The following is a 17,876-nucleotide window of genomic DNA, read 5'->3' as shown; positions in this document are numbered from 1 at the left end:
CGCGGCAGCTAGTACAGGGTAGCGAAGGCATGGCTAAGAAACCAACGACGACGAAGTCTCTCGACAGCGACGTAGCCGCGGAACTGGAAAAGGCGCTCGACCTTGACCTTAACGGCGACGACGGCGGCCTCGATATGGCGGCGTCGATGGAGGACCTCGAAGCGCAGATCTCGGCGGCAGCCGACGAACTGGCGCGCGAAGGTCGCAGCCAGCGGACGGAGCCGGCAAGCGCCCCTCAGCCCCCCAAGCCGGCCGAGTTGCGCCCTGTTGAACCGCGCAATGCGCAGCCGGCCGGTTTTTCTCCGCCCGCCGGCTTCACGCCCGCCAATGATGACCGCCAGAAGGATTACAAGACGCTGCTGCACGGCCTCAACCGCCGTGCATCGAGCACCGTCTACTGGGTGATCGCGTTCATCTCGCTGGCCTGGATCGCCGGCGCCGGCGGCCTGGCCAACCTGCTGTTCGGCTCGGGCATCTGGAAGATCCGCACCTTCGACCAGTTCTTCGCCCGTCCCGAACTGATCGGCCTGGCGGTTGCCGCGATCGTTCCGGTCATCCTGTTCTGGGCGTTCGCCGCCATGATCCGGCGCGCGCAGGAAATGCGCATCGCCGCACAATCGATGACTGAAGTCGCCTTCCGCCTGGCGGAGCCCGAAAACCTCGCCCAGGACCGCGTCATGATGATCGGCCAGGCTGTTCGCCGCGAGGTGGCGGCGATGGGCGAAGGCATCGAGCGGACTCTCGCCCGCGCGGTGGAGCTCGAAACGCTCGTGCATGGCGAAGTCAGCCAGATCGAACGCTCCTATTCCGAAAACGAGGCCCGCATCCGTTCGCTGGTCGATGGTCTCGGCAGCGAGCGCGAGGCCGTCGTCACCCATGCCGAGCGCGTTCGCGCCTCGATCGCCAGCGCGCACGAGACGCTGCGCGATGAGATCGGCGCGGCCAGCGACATCATTCGCGACTCCATCCTCAACGCGTCGACCAAGCTGTCGATGACGATCAACAATTCCGGCGACACGCTGATCGATCGCATCAATGAAAGCTCGACGTCGATCTTCGATTCAGTCGAATCGCGCCTGGACAACATCACCGACCGGCTTTCGACGTCCGGCGAGGCCTTCGCCAGCCTGCTCGACACCCGCATCGCCAAGCTGACCGACACCACCGACGGCCTCACCCGCTCGCTGACCGACCTGCTTGACGACCGCACGAATGGGATGGTCTCTCTTCTCGGCGGCGCTGCCCGCACGCTGAACTCCGAATTCGAGGCGAGCCTCAGCGGCATCGAACGGACGCTGGCCGAACGCGGCCAAGCGCTGATCAGCGAATTCCAGACCCGTGCCGAGGCGCTCGACACCGGCACGCAGAAGCTCAACGCCGCCCTCGAGGCGCGCGCGCGCCAGATCAACGAGACGATGGTGGAGCGTGCGAAGGAAATCGCCCACGCCTTCGCCGAAAGCAAGGACACGCTGTCGGCGATGATCGATCAGGGCAAGACCCAGATCGGCGCCGACATGGCCGACATCATCTCCTCGACCTCCTCCATGCTCGAAGCCCGCGCCACCGACTTCGCTGGCCGCATGGAAGCGGCCCGGCATGTGGTGTCGCGCTCCTTCGATGCCGACATCCAGCGGCTTGCCAACGCCCGCGTCGGCATCGAGGAAGCCGTCGAGAACCACAGCCGCTCGCTTTCCGAGAGCCGCGAGCGCATGGCCGCCGCCATGCAGGAAGACCTGGCGAAATTCGCCGAAGGCCGCGCTGAAATTGATGCCGCCGTCACCAACCAGGTGCAGAAGCTGGCGGAAGGCCGCGGCCTGATCTCGCGCGCGCTGGAGGAAGACCTGCGCAAGGTGAACGAGTCGCGCGCCGCCATCGATGCGTCGCTCGGCAGCCATCTTGAGCAACTCGAGGAAGGCCGCAATCGCCTGTCTCAGGTCCTGAACGAAGACTCCGGCAGGCTCGTCCAAGCCCGTACGATGATTGATGAAATGGTCGCCGGCCATGTCGGCAAGCTGGCCGAGGGACGCAACATCCTGGCGCGCGCCCTGGAGGCTGATCTCGGCAAGCTCGCCGACAGCCGCGCCGCGGTCGACGGCCTCGTCGCCGGTCAGGTCGAGAAGATTGCCGAAGGCCGTGCCGTGCTCGCCAAGGCGCTCGAAACCGACATTATCGGCATCAGGAACCTGATCGAGACCCACTCGACCAAGCTCGCCGAGGATCGTGGTGAACTCAGCCGAGCGCTTGAAAGCGATCTGAGCGGCATCCGCGGCCTGATCGACAGCCATGCCGGCAAGCTCGCCGAGGATCGCAGCCTGCTGTCGCAGACGCTGGAGGCCGATCTCAATAAGCTGGCAGAAAGCCGCGCCTCGATCGACGGCCTCGTGGCCGGCCAGGTCGAGAAGCTCGCCGAAGGCCGCGATATTCTCCGGCGGGCCCTGGAAGCCGACATCAACACCATCAAGGGTGCCATCGCGGGACATTCGGACAGGGTGCTCGAGGATCGCGCGCAGTTGTCGAAAGCACTCGAAACCGACCTGCAGGCTGTCAGCGGCGCCATTGCCGATCATCAGAACAAGCTGGCGCAAGATCGGTCGGCCCTGTCGAGAGCCCTGGAGGATGACCTTCAGAATGTCAGCGGCGCCGTTGCCGCGCATCAGAACCGGCTCGTTCAGGACCGTTCGGTGCTGTCCAAGTCGCTCGAGGACGATCTCGCCAAGCTCGCCGAAAGCCGTTCCAGCATCGATGGGCTGGTCGCCGGCCAGGTCGAGAAGCTCGCCGAGGGCCGCGATATCCTCAAGCGCGCACTGGAAGCCGACCTCAACACCATCCAGGGCGCGGTCGTCGATCATTCGCAGAAGATCACCGACCACCGCGCCGAGCTCTCGCGTGCGCTCGAAGCCGATATGGCCAATGCCAGCGGCCTCATGCAGACCCATGCCGACCAGCTGTCGCAGAACCGCGCGACGCTGTCCAAGGCGCTGGAAGACGATCTCGCGAAGCTGGCCGAAAGCCGTTCCAGCATTGACGGGCTGGTTGCGGGCCAGGTCGAAAAGCTCGCTGAAGGCCGCGACATCCTCAAGCGCGCGCTGGAAGCCGACCTTGCCAAGCTCGCCGAAAGCCGCGCGTCGATCGACGGCCTTGTCGCCGGCCAGGTCGAGAAGCTCGCCGAAGGTCGCGATGTGCTGACGCGCGCCCTTGAGGCCGACCTCGCCAAACTGGCCGAAAGCCGTTCCGGCATCGATGGCCTGGTGGCGGGCCAGGTCGAGAAGCTCGCCGAAGGCCGCGATATCCTCAGGCGCGCGCTCGAAGCGGACCTGCAGAAGCTGACGGAGAGCCGTTCCGAGATCGACGACGTCATCGCCGGCCATGTCGGCAAGCTGTCCGAGGGTCGCAACATGCTGGCCCGCGCCCTGGAGGACGATCTCGTCAAGCTCGCCGATGCGCGCAAGGAGGTCGATCGTTCGGTCTCCGGCCATATCGACCAGATCGCTGCCAGGAGCAACGACATCTCGGCGGCGATCGCCGCCGATGTCGAGAAGATCGAGCAGGCCTTCAGCCGGCAGACCGGCGTCATCGAGGAGCGCGCGGGCACCATGGAGCGTGCGCTGTCCACCGGTGTCGACAATGTCCGCGGCGTGCTGGAAAAGACCGCTGTCTTCGTGGCGGGCGCGCTGCGCGACAAGGTCATGGAAGTCACCAGCACGCTGCACGAGCAGGCCGGAGCCGCCTTCAGCGACGCCGACCGCAAGATCGCCGAGCGCGCCGAGCAGACGTCCGCGGCGCTGCTTGCCAGGGCCGAGGATGTCGCCCAGGCCTTCGAAGCGGCGGACCGGCGTCTGCACGAACGTGCCCAGGACACGTCCAACATGCTGATGGCGCGCGCCGACGACGCATCGAACTCGCTGATGGCCCGTGCCGAGGAAACAGCCGACAAGCTGGCCACGCGCGCCGGCGAGATCGCCAACACCTTCGACGCGGCCGACCAGAAGCTGGTTGCCCGCGCCGTCGAGACCGCCCAGTCGCTTGCCTCGCGTGCCGGCGACATCCTGCGCAACTTCGAGGGCGCGGACGAGCGGCTCTCGATGCGCATCAGCGAGTCGGCCGAAGCGCTGGCCGCCCGTGCCTCCGATCTCGGTCGCATCTTCGACGGCGCCGACCAGCAGCTCATGGCGCGCATTGCCGAGGGCTCGGAAGCGCTTTCGGCCCGCGCCAGCGAAATCGGCCGCATCTTCGATGAAGCCGACAACCGCCTGGTGTCGCGCATCGCTTCGACGAGCTCGACCATTGGCGAGCATGCCGACACGATCGTCGGCGCCTTCGCCGCGACCGAGCAGCGTGTTGCCGACCGCGCCCGCCAGACCGGTCAGGAACTCGCCGTCCACGCCCGCGAAATCGAGCAGGCGTTGGCCGGCGCCGACGAGCGGCTTGCCGCGAGTGCCGCGGCCGCCGCCGCCCGCGTCGAGGACCAGGTTGCGAGCGTGGAAAACCGCCTCGCCTACACCGCCGAAACGATGGGCCAGAAGCTCAACGAGCAGGTCTCCAGCGCCGAGGCCCAGCTGATCTCGCGCGCCAATGTCATTGCCGAGACCTTCACGGCGGTCGGCCAGCATATCGGCCAGAGCACCAACGAGGCGGCCAAGACCATCGGCTCGAACACGCGCGAGCTCAACACCATGCTTGCCGCCCGCTCCGCCGAAATGGCCAAGATCCTCGACGAGACGGCCAGGCCTTTGGTCGAGCGCTTCGCCCAGGGCGGCTCGGAGCTGCAGCGCAGCATGGAAGAAGTCACCGAGCGGGCGACCGAGAAGCTGCGCAGCGAAAACGCGGCCCTCGTCAACGCACTGGCCGGCCGCACCGCCGAGACGCTCTCGGCCGTCGAAGGCGCGCGTTCCTCGCTCGCCGACAGCGTGGCCGATCTCATCGGCCGCATGACGACCTCCAGCGCGCAGCTCGGCCAGCTCATCGAGCAGGCCGCCGTCAACCTCGGCCAGGTCGAGGAACGGCTCTCGGGCAGCACGCAGAGCTTCGCCTCGACCACCGAGAAGGCCGCCCAGACCTTCGCCAGCTCGGCGCGTCTGGTCGATTCCAACACGACGCGGCTCACCGACCTGTCGTCGGCGACGCTGCGCGAGGTGGCCTCGATCGCGACCAAGTTCGACGAGCACAGCCGGCTGCTCTCCAGCGCCTCGAATTTGCTCAGCTCCGCGCAGAGCAACCTCGAGCACACGCTGGAGCGTCAGTCCTCGCTGGAAGACCTCGCCGTGGGCCTGGTCAAGAAGTCGGAAGACCTCGAAAAGGTGATGCGTTCCTTCGAAAGCCTCGTCGGCCAGACGATGCAGACCGCGGAAGGCCGCACGATGGAGTCGGCGGAAAAGATCCGCACGGCGATCGCCGAGGTCGTCGATTCGGCAACGCGTCGCTTCGCCGACGCCACCGAGGAGATGCGCCGCACCGCGAGCTCGATCAAGAGCGAGCTCGACCTGACCCGCGCCGAACTGAAGAAGGGCGTCATCGAGATGCCGGAAGAGGCCAAGGAATCGACTTCGGCCATCCGCCGCGCCGTCTCCGAGCAGATCAATGCGCTCAAGGAACTGTCGGATATCGTTGCGAAATCCGGCCGCAGCGGTTCGAGCGAGCAGGGTGAACCGCGCGGTCTGCGCCCTGCTCCGCAGCAGGCGCCGGCCCGCGCCGCCGAACCGCCGCTGCGCCGTCCGCCGGCTCCGCAGCCTCAGCCACAGCCGCAACCGGCGCCTCGCGCTCCGCAGGCGCCGCTTGCCGAGACCACGCTGCGCGGCACGCTCGATCTCGAACGTCCGGCCGAAGCGCCGCGCCGCGAGCCGAACGGCAAGCCCACGCAGGGCGGCTGGGTGCGCGACCTGCTGACCAACGCCTCGCGTGAGGAAGAGCTGAGGCCGGCGGCGCCGGCCGAAGCGCCGCGCGCGACGCCTGCCCAGCGCTCGCCGCTGCATGTCATGGAGTCGCTCAACTCGCTCTCCGTCGATATCGCCCGGGCGATCGATCACGACGCTTCGATCGAGCTTTGGAACCGCTACCGTCGCGGCGAACGCGACGTGTTCACCCGTCGCCTCTACACGCTGAAGGGCCAGCAGACCTTCGACGAGATCCGCCGCAAATATCAGGCCGAGGCGGAATTCCGCGCCGCGGTCGATCGCTACTGCGAGGATTTCGAAAAGCTGCTCAAGGATGTCTCGCGCAACGACCGCGACAACATCATGGCGCAGACCTATCTGACGTCCGACACCGGCAAGGTCTACACCATGCTGGCCCACGCCAGCGGCCGTCTGCACTGAGGCGCCGGGCAGTTCGGAACCGAAAAGGCGGGCTTCGGCCCGCCTTTTTCATGTCCATGAATTGATTTGTAGCTTGGCCGAGTCGTTCAGATCGTTGAGTCCGTCCAGCGGACGATATCCTTTGCCGCCTGGCCAAAGGCGCTGTCCAGCGCGGCGACATAGGCGGCATTGCCGCTGCCGGAGACCGGCGCGCTCGCGGTGAAGTTCTTCGAGGCGCGCACCTCGCCGTTGCGGTCGTTCAGGATGCGCACGAACAGGTCGACATCGGCATGCTCGCCGCCATTGACGCGCACTTCGAAGGAACGCACCTCGACGATGATCTGGTAGTCGATCGCCAGCCCCTCGCCCGGCTTGCCGACGCCGGCGAAGCTGCCAGAGCGCTGGAAGGTCTCGCCCAGCCTCGCCTGCACGATCAGCGGCAGCCTGTCCGCCCATTGCGCGCCCTTCAGGAACTGGATCGACTGGTCGGAGGGCCTGATGACGATGTTCTGGCTGTCCAACGCCTTGAGCGCGGATGGCTGAGCGATCAGAATCTGGCGACGGCTGTGAGCATGCACGTCGACCGACGGGGCGGACAATTCAAACGTGTCTAGCGGCGGCGGCTTGCCGCCCAGGGCTGCACAGCCGGCAACCGCAAGCACCAGCAATGCCGCCGCGGATGATCTCAAACTACCCGCCACCACCCTGACCGACTTCACGCGTGATCCCCGTTGTCCCCGATCAACCCGCATTCGCGGTTTATTTTCTTGGCGGTCGCGGCGGCCGAAGTCAACGCCGTGCCCTTCCATCGAACTGCCGGACCTCGCCTTCGCCGCCAGACAGAATGCGCTGTGGATTGCGGCTGAGATCGGTAACCGCCTCCTCGATTCGGTTGATGGACCTGCGGCTGTCCTGCACCAGCGCTTCCACATTCTGCAACCCCGAGCCCGAGAAGCGCGACAGGTTGTCGACGATGGTGCCGAGGCGGGAGTTCAGCGTGTCGGCCACCTGCTTGAAGGATTTCAGCGTCGCCCTGGCATCGGCCATCACGCCGTTGGCTTCGCCGGATCCAAGGAGATTGTCGACCTTGGCCAGGATGCCATCGACGCGAACCGAGGCATCGTTGAGCCGCTGCGCCAGCTGGCGGGCATTCTTGATCGTGTCGTTGATGTCGTCGGAGCGGTTGGCGATCTTGTCGGTGACCCTGGCGATGTCGGATGCCGCCTTGTCGGCGCTGGCGCTGGCCTTCTGGATATTGGCCAAGGCGGCCTTGACATCGGCCGGATCGATGCCATCGAGCACGCCATTGACCTTGGCCAGCGTCCCTTGAGTCTGCTTGGCGAAATCGTTGATCGAGCCGACCGCCGTGTTGACGTTGTCGATGACCGTATCGAACTGCTTCGAGGTCTCCTTCAGGTTCGCCGTCACCGTATCGACATTGGCCACGATGCTCTTGATCTGATCCTTGTCGACGGAATTGAGCAGGCCTTCGGCGGCTTTCAGCGTGCTGTCGAGCCGCCCCGAGACATTCTTCAGTTGGTCCGAAAGCGAGCTCACCGCCGACAAGAACTTGTCGATACCGTCGGAATTCTTGGCCAGCGCGTTCGAGAAGGTCTCGACGTTCTTGACCGTCTGCGTCAGCGGGCCGCGAACGTCCTTGGTGAAGCCTTCGAGCTCGCTAAGCACCTTGTCGGCGCGCGTAAAGATGTTCTGCGCCGTCTGCAAAAGGTTGGTGACCGCGGATGGGTTGGCGACGATCTCGGCGACCCTGCCTTCCTTCTCCGCCTCGTCGAGCAGCCTGGCTTCCTTAGGGTCGGCACCCTTGAGCTCGATATTGGCCTGGCCGCTGAGGCCGGTAAGTCCGATGTCGGCCTGCGTCGACTTGGTGATCGGCGTCCAGCGGGCGATTTCGGTGTCGGCGATGGCGACGGTCGGATCGTCGCCATCGATATAGACGTTCTTCACGTCGCCCACCCTGACGCCATTGAACAGCACCAGGCTGCCGCGGCTGAGGCCGGAGGCCGAGCCCGGGATGCGCACGCGCAGCATCGCTGTTTCGCCCCGGTCTCCGATCGCGGCCGTCCAATAGACGAAGGCGAAGGCCGCCAGGATCGCGCCCAGCGTGAAGATGCCGACAATTACGTAGTTGGCTCTTGTTTCCATCGCCTCACTTATCGCTATGCGCGCGCCGCAAGATCAAGTTGCCGGGCGCGTTTTCCGCGGAAATAGGATTTCACCCACGGCTCATCGCTCTTCAGCATGTCGTCGATCGTGCCTTCGACCAGCACCTTCTTCTTGCCGAGCACCGCAACGTGGTCGCAGGCGGTGAACAGCGTGTCGAGATCGTGCGTGACCATGTAGACGGTCAGATCCATCGTGTCGCGCAGCTTGACGACCAGCTCGTCGAATTCGGCGGCGCTGATCGGATCGAGCCCGGAGGTCGGCTCGTCGAGAAATACGATGTCGGGATCGAGCGCCAGCGCACGCGCCAACGCCGCGCGCTTGATCATGCCGCCGGAAAGCTCGGAGGGAAATTTCTGCGCGGCGTCTGGCGGCAAACCGACCAGCTCGATCTTGAGCATGGCGAGCTCGTCCATCAGCGCCTTGGGCAGGTCCAGATATTCACGCATCGGCACCTGCACGTTCTCCAGCACCGTCAGCGCCGAAAACAGCGCGCCATGCTGGAACAGCACGCCGAGCCGCATATCGATGCGCTGGCGGTCTAAGTCGCTCGCCTTGTCGACATCGACGCCGAACAGGCTGATCGTCCCCGACTGCTTCGGCATCAGCCCCAGTATGGTGCGCAACAGCACCGACTTGCCGGCGCCCGAGGCGCCGACGAAGCCGAGGATTTCCCCGCGCGTGATGTCCAGCGAAAGCTTGTCGAGGATCACCTTGTCATCGATGGCGACAGTGACGTCGCGAACCGAAAGCACGATTTCGTCGTCGTCTGTGGCTTCCTCAGTTGCCGCGCCGCCGTTCGCCATCTCAGAACCCGATCGCTGCGTAGAACATGGCGAAAAGCCCGTCGAGGATGATGACGACGAAGATCGATTTCACCACCGAAGCGGTGACGTGCAAGCCGAGCGACTCGGCGCTGCCGCCGACCTTCATGCCCTCGACCGACGCGATGATGCCGATGATCAGGGCCATGAACGGCGCCTTGATCAGGCCGGCAAAGATGGTGCTGAGATCGATGGCGACACGCAGCCGGTCGATGAACGCGGCCGGTGGGATGTCGGAATAGAGCCAGGCGGCGACGATGCCGCCGGCAAGTGCTGCAAAATTGGCGATGATGGTAAGGCATGGCAGCCCGATCACCAGCGCGACGAGCCGCGGAAAGACCAGCACGCCGATCGGGTTGAGGCCGATCACCTTCAGCGCGTCGACCTCCTCGCGCATCTTCATCGAGCCGATCTCGGCGGTTATGGCGCTGCCTGACCGGCCGGCGAGCATGATCGCCGTCATCAGCACGCCGAGCTCGCGCAGGATCAGCACGCCGACGAGGTCGACGACGAAGATGTTGGCGCCGAAATAGCTGAGCTGGTAGGCGCCCTGCTGGGCCACGATGGCGCCGACGATGGCCGACATCAGCACCACCACCGGTATCGCGCCGACGCCCATGCGATCGATCTGGTTGAAGATAGCGGCCGGGTTGACCGCGTGGCCGCGGCCGAGTTTCATCTGCGCGCCGCGGATCGTGGCGCCGAGGATGTTCATCGAAGCGAAGAAGTCGTCGCGCATCTCATAGACCCGCCGGCCAACCAGCTCCAGCGCGCGCAGGATGATGTTGGGCGGCCCGGCAGGTCCCGATTCGGGCTCGCGGCGGACCGCGTCGCCGACGGCGCCGAGCAAGATCGAGGCGATCTCGCTCTGTCCCTGCAGATGAACCTCGACGCCTTTCTTCTCGAAGGCGCTGGCCAGCCGGTCGATCAGCCAGGCGCCGGCCGTGTCCATCTTTTCGATGTGGGAAAGGTCGAGCATCAGCTGCTTTGCGCCGCTTCTCTGCTCGATCTTGCGCATATCTGCATCGATCAGCGCCACGGTGCGCGTCGTCCACACGCCTGAAAACGCGCAGCCCAGCACCCCGCCTTCCTCGCCAACGGCAACGCGCGGCCGGTGCTCGCCGTTCCCGGCGGACTCGCTGCTTGCGTCGCGTTTGCGGATGGTCAACATGGCGTCCTGTTTAGCGTGACGGGACTGGCGTGTCGATTTGCCGGCAGACCGGTGTCGCACAGCCGGAGAAGAAAATTATGGCGCGTGTCATTTCGGTCGAAATGGAGCGATTCCCGATCGCCGGTACCTTCACCATCTCACGCGGATCCAAAACCGAGGCCGAAGTCATCACCGTAACGATCACCGACGGGGGACGTTCCGGGCGCGGCGAGTGCGTGCCTTACAGGCGCTATGGCGAGACCATGGAGGGTGTACGCGCGGCCATCGAGGCCATGCGCTATCCGATCGTGACCGGCCTCGACCGTACCGCCCTGCGCGCGGCAATGCCTGCCGGCGCGGCGCGAAACGCCATCGACTGCGCGCTTTGGGACCTGGAAGCCAAGCTGACCGGCACGCCTGTTGCGGCGGCGATCTGCGCCGTTGCGGCCAAGCCGCTGGAAACGGCCTACACACTGTCGCTGGCCGAACCGGAGGCCATGGCGGCGCAGGCGCGCGCCAATGCCGGGCGACCTCTGCTCAAGGTCAAGATCGGCGGCGACAACGACATGGCGAGGATCCGCGCGGTGAGAGAAGCCGCTCCCGACAGCCGCATCATCCTCGATGCCAATGAGGGCTGGACGGACGAGACTATCGAGGAGAACCTAGCCTTCTCCGCACAGCACGGCGTCACGCTCGTCGAACAGCCGCTGCCGGCAGGCAAGGACACTATTCTGGGCCGGATCGCGCATCCGGTTCCGATCTGCGCTGACGAAAGTGTGCATGAAACGAGTGGCCTCGATTCGCTGGTCGGCCTCTACGACGCCGTCAACATCAAGCTCGACAAGACGGGCGGCCTGACGGAGGCGTTGACATTGCGCGACCGCGCACGCGACCTCGGCTTCGGCATCATGGTGGGCTGCATGGTCGGCACCTCGCTCGCCATGGCGCCGGCCGTGCTGCTGGCGCAGGATGCCGACTTCGTCGATCTCGACGGTCCGCTGCTGCTCGCGCGCGATCGCGAGCCGGGCCTCGTCTACCAGGGCTCGCTCGTTTCACCCCCTGAGCGCGCGCTTTGGGGCTGAGCGCGCGGCGAGACCGATCAGCGCCATGCCGATGATCGCGATCGGGATCATCGCCCAGAAGCCGTCGACGCCAAGACGGTCATAGAGCGGACCGGAAACAAGCGTCACCGCCGCCATGAAGAAGCCGTTGAAGAAATAGGCAATGCCCTGCGCTGCCCCTGTCCGCTCTTCGGAAACTGTTTCGCCGATCATCTTCTGCAGGCCGATCAGCACCATCGCGACCGAGACCGAATGCAGCGACTGCACGACGAAGAAGCCGCCGACGCCAAGCCCAAGTGGCCAGACCAGTGGAAAGGCGATCCAGCGCACGATCGAGCCGATACCGGCGATCACCATCACCCGGGCGACCGATACGGAAGCGAAAATGCGGTTGAAAAACAGGAACATGCAAACTTCGGATACCACGCCCCAGGCCCATAGCAGGCCAACGACGGAATCGCTGATGCCGATCGACTTCCAGTAGATCGATACGAAGCCGTAGAGAAAGGCGTGGCTGGCGGTGATGATGCCGACGCCGAGCGTGAAATAGAGGAAATAGGCGTTGAACAGGCTGGGCGCCTTGTGCTGGATCTCGGTGGCCGACAGCGGTGAGGCCTTGCGCGGCCGCCCCATGCGCGGCGCCCACAGCCCCGCGACGAGCGCCGCGCCAAGCGCCACGCAAATGATCACCGGAACGGCCTGAGGCCCGGTAGCCGCCAGGATGAAGCCGCCCAGGACATTGGCGCAGAGATAGGAAATCGAGCCCCATTTGCGCATACTGGTATAGTTCGAGCCGAAACGGCGCACTCCCGACAGCGCCAGCGAATCGGCCATCGGCGAATGCGGCGTCCAGACGATGGTGAGCAGCAGCGAGACGGCAAGCACGACCGCGTAGGTGGCCGGCAGGAAATAGCCGGCCGAGATGACCATCGAGGCGGCGACCAGCACGATATACACATTGGCGCGGTCCTTCGCCCGGTCGGCAAGCGCCGTCAGCATCGGAGTCGTCACCACGCGCAGGAACATCGGCGCCGCCAGGATCACGGCGATCTGTTCGGCATGGAAGCCTTTCGCCTGCAGCCAGAGCGGAAAGTAAGGCAGATGCGTGCCCTGCGACACGAACAAGGTCGCGAAGATCAGGCTCATGCGCATTTCGAAATGTCTGGGCTTGACGAGTTGCTCAGGCGACAGGGGCGGCAGCGACATGAATCGATCCAATTACGTTGCAGTCGACGTCTGTGCAACGGGTCTCGATCCCTAACATGCGGCAATGCGCGGCGGAACCGTCTGGACCAATCGATCAAGGGCAAAGCTGTTGATGAGCAATGCAAGAGCGAGCGAAACACCTGTTATGCCAATGTAATCAAGACAGCGAGCTGGGCAGGCGCGGGCAAACCGTGTCGGTCAGATCGCTTGCATGATGCAACGCCGCGCGCTGATAATGCGTAATGCGCATCCCACGAATTTGATGGTGCTTTGCAATTTGCATGGCAACATGCCCTATCCTCGGCAGGAGGGTACTTTTTGGCAAACAATGCAGGGGCGAATTTGTCTGAGCGCGACGCCAAACTCCACGGTTCCTGGCGGTTGGTTTCTTTCGAAACCGAGGCTCGGGATTCAAAGGAACGTAGTCAACCGTGGGGGCGCCAACCCCAATGGCTATCTTATTTTCGGCTCCGATGGGCGAATGATAGTCCTGGTTACGGCAACAGCGCGGGAGCCAGGGAATACAGATGAGAAACTGGCGGCACTTTTCCGTACTTTGATGGCCTATTCCGGACGGTATAGAATAGATGAGGATAGGTTTATTACAAAGATCGACTCATCTTGCAACGAAGCCTGGAACGGCAGTGAGCAGGAACGATTCTATAAGCTTGATGGAGATACGCTCCACGTCTTTACGGCCTGGATGCCGAATCCAGGAAATCCGATAGGAAGGGGCATCCTCAGTTTTCGGCGCGACTAGTTTTGCCTACGCCGAGTTCGCAACTGGCCCTACGTTGGGTAGTCAACTCGACGTTGAGTCTGGCAACCAGGCAGCCACTTTGCATGACCGCAGCCGCCTCCAAGGAAGGTCTGCATAACCCGGCTCGACAAGGGCTTGACGATGTCGGGCTGACCGCGACAACCGAAATCATCCAGTTTCTTTTTCAGTCAGCCTCTCAGGCCGCCTGCGCCGCCCTGCCCTTGAGGTCGATGATGTCGACCGGCACCAGCGCTTCGTTGCCGGCTGACGCCTCGGGCAGTACATGCGCCCAGGTCAGGATCTCCATGCGGCCGTCGAAATGCTCGACCACCGCCGTGCAGCTTTCGACCCAGTCGCCGGTGTTGATGTACTGCACCTCGCCATAGTTCTCGATGGCGGCATGATGGATGTGGCCGCAGATCACACCGTTGACATGCGAGCGCCGCGCCTCTTCCGAAAGCACCGTCTGGAACGAGCCGATGAAATTCACCGCCTTCTTCACCTTGACCTTGGCCCAGGACGAGAACGACCAATAAGGCAGGCCGAGCAGGTGGCGCAGCTTCGTCACCACCCGGTTGATCAGCATCGCGGTGTCATAGGCATAGTCGCCCAGATAGGCGAGCCAGCGCTGGTTGTGCACCACCGTGTCGAACTGGTCGCCATGGATGACCAGCAGGCGCCGGCCGTCGGCGGTTTCGTGGATGGCTCGATCGGCAACGACGATGCCGCCGAAATGCACGCCCTGGAACTGGCGGGCGAATTCGTCATGATTGCCGGCGATATAGGTGATCGAGGCGCCCTTGCGCGCCTTGCGCAGCAGTTTCTGCACCACGTCATTGTGGCTTTGCGGCCAATGCCAGCTGCGCCGCAGCCGCCAGCCGTCGACGATATCGCCGACCAGGTAGATGATATCGGCGTCGTGATAACGCAGGAAGTCGATCAGGAAATCGGCCTTGGCCGCCTTCGAGCCGAGATGCACGTCGGAAATGAACAGGGCGCGGAAAGTGCGGGGCTCTGGGCCTGACATCGCGATTTCACCTTTGCTTTCGCGTGCCTATGCCCCGATTCATGCAACAACCGTATGACGGTTGCGGTTGGTCCAGCCCAGGCGCTAGCCTGCGCGCAACGCATTCAGGAGAAAATCACCATGGATCTCGGCATTCGCGGCAAGAAGGCCATCGTCTGCGCCTCGAGCAAGGGACTAGGGCGCGGCTGCGCCATGGCGCTGGCCGAAGCCGGCGTCGATCTCGTTGTCAACGGCCGCAACGCCGAGCTGGTGGCCAGGACCGCCAAGGAGATCCGCGACCGGTTCGGGGTCAAGGTGATCGAGGTTCCCGGCGACGTGTCGAAGCCGGACGTGCAGAAGGCGATCCTTGCCGCTTGCCCCGATCCGGACATCCTGGTCAACAACAATGGCGGTCCGCCGCTGCGCGATTTCCGCGAGCTCGACCGGGCAAAAATCCTCGAGGGCGTGACGCAGAACATGGTGACGCCGATCGAGCTCATCCAGGCGGTGATCGACGGCATGGCCAAGCGCGGCTTCGGCCGCATCGTCAACATCACCTCCCTGTCGGTCTATGTGCCGATCCCCGGCCTCGACCTGTCGTCCGGCGCGCGCGCCGGCCTGACCTCGTTCCTGGCCGGCGTGGCCCGCACGGTGATCGACCGCAACGTCACCATCAACAGCCTCCTGCCCGGCAAGCTCGACACCGACCGGCTGCGCGGCCCGCATGAGGCCGGAATGCCGGAGGATCCCGCCGCCGCTGCCGCGCGCAAGGCCCGCATCAGCGCCGACGTACCGGCAAAGCGCCTCGGCACGCCGGAGGAGTTCGGCCAGATCTGCGCCTTCCTCTGTTCGGTCCATGCCGGCTACCTGACCGGCCAGAACATCCCGGTCGATGGCGGCCTCTACGTCAGCGCGTTCTGAGCATCGCCTGAAGCTCTCCAGCCAACCAGCTGGAATCGGTAGATTATTTCCGCTCCGGCATTGTGAAGCCGGAGCCTGCGATTTGCGGTCGCGAAAAATCCCGGGCGCATGCTAAAAGGCTCCAAACCAGTATCGCAGGGAGGGGCCGCAATGGACGGCGAGAACAAGAAACCGGCTCGGTCGGACCTCGACGAGGCCGCCCTCTTCTTCCACAAGTATCCGACGCCGGGCAAGCTCGAGATCCAGGCCACAAAACCACTCGGCAACCAGCGCGACCTGGCGCTTGCCTATTCGCCCGGCGTGGCGGCGCCCTGCCTGGAGATCCGCGACGATCCGGCCACCGCCGCCGACTACACCGCGCGCGCCAATCTTGTCGGCGTCGTCTCCAACGGCTCGGCCGTGCTTGGGCTCGGCAATATCGGCCCGCTCGCCTCCAAGCCGGTGATGGAAGGCAAGGCGGTGCTGTTCAAGAAATTCGCCGGCATCGACGTCTTCGACATCGAGATCGACGCGCCCGGAATCGAGCGCATGGTCGAAACCGTCGCAGCGCTCGAACCGACCTTCGGCGGCATCAACCTCGAGGACATCAAGGCGCCGGAATGTTTCGAGGTCGAGGAGCGGCTGAAAGCCCGCATGCGCATTCCGGTTTTCCACGACGACCAGCATGGCACCGCGATCATCGTCGCCGCCGCGGTGCTCAACGGGCTGGAACTGGCCGGCAAGACGATTTCCGACATCAAGATCGTCACCTCCGGCGCGGGTGCCGCCGCACTCGCCTGCCTCAACCTTCTCGTCTCGCTCGGCGCCAGGGTCGAAAACATCTGGGTCACCGACCGCTTCGGCGTCGCCCACAAGGGCCGCGTCGAGGAAATGGATCGCTGGAAGGACGCCTATGTGAAGGACACCGAGGCGCGCACGCTGGCCGATGTCATTCCCGGCGCCGATGTCTTCCTCGGCCTTTCCGCTGCCGGCGTTCTGAAGCCGGAGCTGCTCCAGCACATGGCGCTGAAGCCGCTGATCCTGGCTTTGGCCAACCCGAATCCCGAGATCATGCCGGAGGTGGCGCGGGCCGCCCGACCGGACGCCATGATCTGCACCGGGCGTTCCGATTTTCCCAATCAAGTCAACAATGTGCTGTGCTTTCCTTACATCTTCCGTGGCGCGCTCGATTGCGGCGCGAGCGCCATCAACGAGGAAATGAAGATGGCTGCGGTCAGGGCGATCGCCGCCCTTGCCCGCGAGGAGCCTTCGGATGTCGCGGCGCGCGCCTATTCCGGCGAGACGCCGATGTTCGGCCCCGATTTCTTGATCCCCTCGCCCTTCGATCCGCGCCTCATCCTGCGCATCGCGCCGGCGGTGGCGAAGGCCGCCTGCGACACCGGCGTCGCGACGCGGCCGATCGCCGACTTCACCGCCTATATCGACAAGCTCAACCGGTTCGTCTTCCGCTCCGGCCTGGTGATGAAGCCGGTGTTCTCCTCGGCCAAGGCCTCGAGCGCCAAGCGCGTCATCTATGCCGACGGCGAGGACGAGCGCGTGCTGCGCGCGGCGCAGGTTGTGCTGGAGGAAGGCATCGCCGAGCCGACCCTGATCGGCCGCCCGCATGTCGTGGAAGTCCGCCTGAAGCGTTACGGCCTGCGCATCCGGCCGGGTGTAGATTTTGCCCTGATCAATCCGGAAGACGATCCGCGCTACCGCCACTATGTCGACCTCCTGATCGAGCTTGCCGGCCGCCGCGGCGTGACGACGGAAGCCGCCCGCACCATGGTGCGCACCGACAACACGGTGATCGCGGCACTGGCGCTGAAGCGCGGCGACGCCGATGCCATGGTCTGCGGCCTCGAAGGCCGCTTCGAGCGGCATCTGCGCAATGTCAGCCTTATCATTGGCCCCCGCGCGGGCATCAAGGACCGGGACCTCTCGACGCTGTCGATGCTGATCTCGCAGCGCGGCATCATCTTCCTGACCGACACCCATGTGTCGGTCGATCCGACGGCGGAGGAGATCGCCGAAATGACGGTGCTGGCGGCGGAGGAGATCCAGCGCTTCGGCATCGAGCCGAAGGCCGCACTCCTGTCGCATTCGGATTTCGGCTCGCGCGATTCTCCAAGCGCGCTGAAGATGCGCCGGGCGGCCGAAATCCTCGGCCGCATCGCGCCCGACTTGCAGTGCGACGGCGAGATGCATGCCGACACGGCGATCTCGGAACATCTGCGCCAGCGCGTCTATCCGCACTCGCGGCTGAAGGGCGAGGCCAACCTGCTGGTGTTCCCGAACCTCGATTCGGCCAACATCACGCTGACGGCTTTGCGCGCCATGATGGACGCGCTGCATGTCGGGCCGATCCTGCTCGGTACCGACAAGCCGGCGCACATCTTGACGCCGTCGGTGACCTCGCGCGGCGTCGTCAACATGACCGCGCTTGCTGTCGTCGAGGCGGCGCACAAGGCGCAGGCGCTCGCTCCGATCTGAGTTTG

Annotated in this window: 11 protein-coding genes; 5 read left to right on the top strand and 6 right to left on the bottom strand. The window is 64.7% G+C overall.

Features of this window, described 5'->3' with window-relative positions; translation table 11 throughout:
- Positions 1-29: 29 nt before the first annotated feature.
- A complete protein-coding gene (locus EN869_RS13490; protein ID WP_127226157.1) occupies positions 30-6,311 on the top strand; it encodes a kinesin in 6,282 nt (2,093 codons plus the stop codon).
- Positions 6,312-6,397: 86 nt separating this feature from the next.
- Here EN869_RS13490 and EN869_RS13485 read toward each other — a convergent pair whose 3' ends face one another.
- Genes EN869_RS13485 through EN869_RS13470 form a run of 4 tightly spaced genes read right to left on the bottom strand, consistent with a single transcriptional unit; the run spans position 6,398 to position 10,466 of the window.
- Positions 6,398-7,042: an ABC-type transport auxiliary lipoprotein family protein gene (locus EN869_RS13485; RefSeq protein ID WP_245489424.1), complete on the bottom strand. Its 645-nt coding sequence runs from the start codon at positions 7,040-7,042 to the stop codon at positions 6,398-6,400.
- Positions 7,043-7,079: 37 nt separating this feature from the next.
- On the bottom strand, positions 7,080-8,453 hold the full coding sequence (locus tag EN869_RS13480; RefSeq protein ID WP_127226155.1) for an MlaD family protein: 1,374 nt from the start codon (positions 8,451-8,453) through the stop codon (positions 7,080-7,082).
- Positions 8,454-8,467: 14 nt separating this feature from the next.
- Positions 8,468-9,277, bottom strand: coding sequence for an ABC transporter ATP-binding protein (locus EN869_RS13475; RefSeq protein ID WP_127226154.1), 810 nt, complete (start codon positions 9,275-9,277; stop codon positions 8,468-8,470).
- 1 nt (position 9,278) lies between these two features.
- Entirely contained in the window at positions 9,279-10,466 is a 1,188-nt protein-coding gene (locus tag EN869_RS13470) for an ABC transporter permease (protein ID WP_127226153.1), read from the bottom strand.
- Positions 10,467-10,543: 77 nt separating this feature from the next.
- Here EN869_RS13470 and dgcA point away from each other — a divergent pair, with 77 nt between their 5' ends.
- The gene (dgcA, locus tag EN869_RS13465; protein ID WP_127226152.1) at positions 10,544-11,527 is read left to right on the top strand and encodes an N-acetyl-D-Glu racemase DgcA; all 984 of its coding nucleotides are present in this window, start codon (positions 10,544-10,546) and stop codon (positions 11,525-11,527) included.
- Here the strand turns inward: dgcA and EN869_RS13460 are convergent.
- Positions 11,498-12,712, bottom strand: coding sequence for an MFS transporter (locus EN869_RS13460; protein WP_127226151.1), 1,215 nt, complete (start codon positions 12,710-12,712; stop codon positions 11,498-11,500). The two genes, dgcA and EN869_RS13460, sit on opposite strands and share 30 nt — an antisense overlap.
- Before the next feature lie 211 nt (positions 12,713-12,923).
- On the opposite strand from EN869_RS13460, the gene EN869_RS13455 reads away from it, so the two are divergent.
- A complete protein-coding gene (locus EN869_RS13455; RefSeq protein WP_210235018.1) occupies positions 12,924-13,472 on the top strand; it encodes a lipocalin-like domain-containing protein in 549 nt (182 codons plus the stop codon).
- A gap of 196 nt (positions 13,473-13,668) precedes the next feature.
- Here the strand turns inward: EN869_RS13455 and EN869_RS13450 are convergent, their stop codons facing one another.
- Positions 13,669-14,499, bottom strand: a complete 831-nt coding sequence (locus tag EN869_RS13450) for a UDP-2,3-diacylglucosamine diphosphatase (protein ID WP_127226150.1) — start codon at positions 14,497-14,499, stop codon at positions 13,669-13,671.
- 120 nt (positions 14,500-14,619) lie between these two features.
- Here EN869_RS13450 and EN869_RS13445 point away from each other — a divergent pair, with 120 nt between their 5' ends.
- Together EN869_RS13445 and EN869_RS13440 are read left to right on the top strand one after the other, a co-directional pair.
- Positions 14,620-15,399, top strand: coding sequence for an SDR family oxidoreductase (locus EN869_RS13445; protein ID WP_127226149.1), 780 nt, complete (start codon positions 14,620-14,622; stop codon positions 15,397-15,399).
- A 150-nt stretch (positions 15,400-15,549) separates the two neighbouring features.
- Entirely contained in the window at positions 15,550-17,871 is a 2,322-nt protein-coding gene (locus EN869_RS13440) for an NADP-dependent malic enzyme (RefSeq protein WP_127226148.1), read from the top strand.
- Positions 17,872-17,876: the final 5 nt, after the last annotated feature.

This window comes from Mesorhizobium sp. M2D.F.Ca.ET.226.01.1.1 (assembly GCF_004022705.2).
Lineage (GTDB): Bacteria > Pseudomonadota > Alphaproteobacteria > Rhizobiales > Rhizobiaceae > Mesorhizobium.
Note: the sequence above shows the minus strand (reverse complement) of the source record. Positions and strands in the feature narration are given on the sequence as shown.

Excerpts from the sequence above, each read along its gene's own strand:
- EN869_RS13490 (WP_127226157.1), top strand. The coding sequence starts at position 30 with ATGGCTAAGAAACCAACGACGACGAAGTCTCTCGACAGCGACGTAGCC.
- EN869_RS13485 (WP_245489424.1), bottom strand. The coding sequence starts at position 7,042 with ATGCGGGTTGATCGGGGACAACGGGGATCACGCGTGAAGTCGGTCAGG.
- EN869_RS13480 (WP_127226155.1), bottom strand. The coding sequence starts at position 8,453 with ATGGAAACAAGAGCCAACTACGTAATTGTCGGCATCTTCACGCTGGGC.
- EN869_RS13475 (WP_127226154.1), bottom strand. The coding sequence starts at position 9,277 with ATGGCGAACGGCGGCGCGGCAACTGAGGAAGCCACAGACGACGACGAA.
- EN869_RS13470 (WP_127226153.1), bottom strand. The coding sequence starts at position 10,466 with ATGTTGACCATCCGCAAACGCGACGCAAGCAGCGAGTCCGCCGGGAAC.
- dgcA (WP_127226152.1), top strand. The coding sequence starts at position 10,544 with ATGGCGCGTGTCATTTCGGTCGAAATGGAGCGATTCCCGATCGCCGGT.
- EN869_RS13460 (WP_127226151.1), bottom strand. The coding sequence starts at position 12,712 with ATGTCGCTGCCGCCCCTGTCGCCTGAGCAACTCGTCAAGCCCAGACAT.
- EN869_RS13455 (WP_210235018.1), top strand. The coding sequence starts at position 12,924 with ATGATGCAACGCCGCGCGCTGATAATGCGTAATGCGCATCCCACGAAT.
- EN869_RS13450 (WP_127226150.1), bottom strand. The coding sequence starts at position 14,499 with ATGTCAGGCCCAGAGCCCCGCACTTTCCGCGCCCTGTTCATTTCCGAC.
- EN869_RS13445 (WP_127226149.1), top strand. The coding sequence starts at position 14,620 with ATGGATCTCGGCATTCGCGGCAAGAAGGCCATCGTCTGCGCCTCGAGC.
- EN869_RS13440 (WP_127226148.1), top strand. The coding sequence starts at position 15,550 with ATGGACGGCGAGAACAAGAAACCGGCTCGGTCGGACCTCGACGAGGCC.